Annotated in this window: 3 protein-coding genes; all 3 read left to right on the forward strand. The window is 63.1% G+C overall.

All coding sequences use genetic code 11. The features are described 5' to 3' along the window. On the forward strand, positions 1 to 1,950 hold a 1,950-nt coding region (locus VMR39_RS22265; protein ID WP_325419204.1), incomplete at its 5' end, for a sensor histidine kinase. A gap of 31 nt (positions 1,951 to 1,981) precedes the next feature. Beyond that, positions 1,982 to 2,401 carry a tRNA (adenosine(37)-N6)-threonylcarbamoyltransferase complex ATPase subunit type 1 TsaE gene (gene tsaE, locus VMR39_RS22270; RefSeq protein WP_414712575.1) on the forward strand — a complete coding sequence of 140 codons (420 nt, stop codon included), beginning with the start codon at positions 1,982 to 1,984 and terminating at the stop codon, positions 2,399 to 2,401. Then, the coding region (locus VMR39_RS22275; protein ID WP_325419208.1) for an aminoglycoside phosphotransferase family protein at positions 2,398 to 3,138 on the forward strand (741 nt) is incomplete at its 3' end. The genes tsaE and VMR39_RS22275, both read left to right, overlap by 4 nt.

The following is a 3,138-nucleotide window of genomic DNA, read 5'->3' on the forward strand; positions in this document are numbered from 1 at the left end:
CGCGGGGCGCCCGCGGGGCCAGACCTTGCTGGCAGCGGCGGTGTCGTCCTTTGGATTTTCGACGCGACGGACAGTCAGAGCGAAATCCAGGGCCTTAAGACCCAGGTTGAACAGTTGCGTGAAGCGCTGGAAGCCCTCGCCGGCCTGGTAGAGGCCGCGCCTTTCCCGATGTGGCATCGGACGCCCGACCTTCGCCTCAGTCTCGTCAACAGCGCCTATGTACGCGCGGTCGATGGACAGGATGCGCGCGACGTCATCATGCAGGGCATCGAACTGGTCGAATCGGTCGGTGGCGTGCCGCCCGAGGCAGCAGCAGCCGACGCGATGGCGCGGGACGATCTAGTCGAGCGGATGGTACCAGCGACCATCAATGGCGAGCGCCGCACCATGCGCGTCGTCGACGTACCATTGGGCGAAGCTGGCATTGCCGGCTATGCCGTCGATCAGCATGAACTGGAGCAGGCCCGCGTTGAACATCGCCGTCTGGAAGCCGCCCAGCGCGACCTGTTGGATCGCCTCTCCGCCGGCGTCGCGCGTTTTGGTTCCGATCGCGCGCTCCGCTTCTGGAACCAGCCCTTCATCAGCCTGTTCGGACTGCAGCAGGATGCGCTGGCCGACGCACCGCTGTTCGAGCGTGTACTCGACCAGATGCGCGATTCGCGCCGTCTGCCCGAGCATCGCGATTTCCCGGCCTGGCGGTCGGAACGTCGCAACTGGTTCCTGTCTCCCCAACCGCTTGAGGAAAACTGGCTGTTGCAGGACGGCACGCACCTGCGCGTCTATGCCCAGCCTTTGCCAGACGGCGGCCTACTGCTGATTTTCGAAGATCGTACCGAACAGGTTCAGTTGTCGAGCGCGCGCGACACGCTGTTGCGGGTCCGTACCGCAACCTTCGACAATCTGTTCGAATCGATCGGTGTCTTCTCCGCGGACGGACGCCTCCAGATGTGGAACAGCCGTTTCCGTGCTATCTGGGGCGCGAGCGAGGATATGCTCGCCACCCATCCGCGCATCGATGATCTGATGCGCGAGGTGCAGTCGCGCCTGAGCAAGCCTCAGCAATCCAACCTGGTGCGCGAACTGGTGCGCACTGCCACTGTCGAGCGCAAGCAGCGCGTCGGCCATGTCGGTTTTGCAGACGGTCGCATCTTCGAATTTGCCGCTATCCCGCTGCCCGATGGTAACGCGCTTTTCACCATGCTCGACGTGACGGACAGCCGTCGAGTGGAACAAGTGCTTCGCGACCGCAACGAGGCGCTGGAGCAGGCGGACAAGATCAAGACCGCGTTCGTCACCAACATGAGTTACGAACTGCGCACGCCGCTCACCACCATCGCCGGTTTCGCCGAGATGATGAGCGCGGGCTATTCCGGTGAACTCAGCGAGTCAGCAAAGGACTATGTCGACGGCATCCTGCAAAGTACCGGACGCCTGTCGATGCTGATCGACAATGTGCTAGACCTGACGCAAGGAGAAGCCGGAACATTGCCGATCGAGCGCACGATCGTCGATTTGACGGCTGTTTCGAATGCCAGCATCGACCGGGTGCGGACCGAGGCCACTGCCAAAGGCATTGAATTCGCCATCCAGATCGAGCCGTCGCTGGGCAAGGTGCAGGGTGATCCGCGGCGGATCGGTCAGGCGATCGACCATCTGCTGGAAAATGCACTGCAATATTCAGGCCGGGGGACGCGCATCCTGCTACATGGCGACGGGAGTGTCGACCGCGCGCGTATCGTGATTTCAGACAATGGTCCCGGCATTCCGTTGAGCCAGCAAGCTGCTATATTCGATCCGGTGGCCCGCGCCGAACAGGCCCGCGCGGGCAGCAAGGCCGGCATCGGCCTGCCGCTTGCCCGGCAACTGGCGCAGGCCCATGGCGGCGCGCTGCAACTCATATCGGAAAAGGGGCAGGGGACGATGGTCGTGATAGAGTTGCCGCGTGGCTGAAACCGACGTGCGTCTGGAGGGGGAAGCAGCGATGCTCCACCTTGGCCACCGGATTGCGGCCGATGTCCGGATCGGCGACGTGATTGCGCTTGAAGGCGGGCTTGGTGCTGGCAAGACCACGCTCGCACGCGGTATATTGGAAGCGCTTGGCCTGGAGGGCGAGGCGCCAAGCCCCAGCTTCGCTATCGTGCAGCCCTATGACGTCCCCGAAGTACGGTTGCCCGTCGCCCATGTCGACCTCTACCGGCTGGACGATGCCGAGGAAGCGGAAGAACTGGCGCTCGGCGATTATCTGATGGATAGCCTGCTCATCATCGAATGGCCGGACCGACTTGGCGACGCGCTATGGCCGCACAGCCTCCGCCTGCATATCGCAATCGAACCGGATGGCGCGCGGCGCTTGACAGCGGACGTGCCGGAGGCTTGGACGGATCGATGGTCCCAACTATGATCCCGCCCGCATCCGCCTCCGATTTCCTCGCCAAGGCCGGCTGGCCCGACGCCGCCATCGTGCCGCTGGCCGGGGACGCATCCTTCCGCCGCTATTTTCGCGTCGTGGACGGCGGTCGCCGCGCCGTGCTAATGGATGCACCGCCGCCGCATGAAGATCCACGTCCATTCATCGCCATTGCCGAGCATCTGGTGGCCGACGGTTTCGCTGCTCCGCGCATCCTGGCGCGGGATCTGGAAGAAGGCCTGGTGCTGATCGAGGATTTCGGCGACGATCGGCTGAAGGAGCATGTCCAGGATCGGCCCGGTGAACAACTTACCGTTTATGGCCGTGCGATCGAACTGCTGGCCGAGTTGCACAAGCTGCCCGCTGCCGAACTTCCTCCCTATGATCGCGGCGTCTATCAACGCGAGGTCGGCCTCGTGACCGAATGGTATTGCCCAGCCATCGAACTTGCCGTCGATGAAGACGCCTATGTCCGTGCCTGGGACGATGTGTTGCCGATCGTCGATCAGTCGGCCAGCCCGATCGTCACGGTCTTGCGCGATTATCATGCCGAAAACATCATGCTGATCGATCGACCCGAAGCTTGGGGGCTCGGCCTGCTCGATTTTCAGGACGCGCTGGCCGGTCATCCAGCCTATGATCTGGTATCGCTGTTGCAGGATGCCCGGCGAGACGTTCCACCCGAGGTCGAAGCGGCGATGCTGGCCCATTACAAGGCGATCGCGTCTCCA

It is taken from the genome of Sphingobium sp. (assembly GCF_035511395.1).
Taxonomy (GTDB): Bacteria; Pseudomonadota; Alphaproteobacteria; order Sphingomonadales; family Sphingomonadaceae; genus Sphingobium.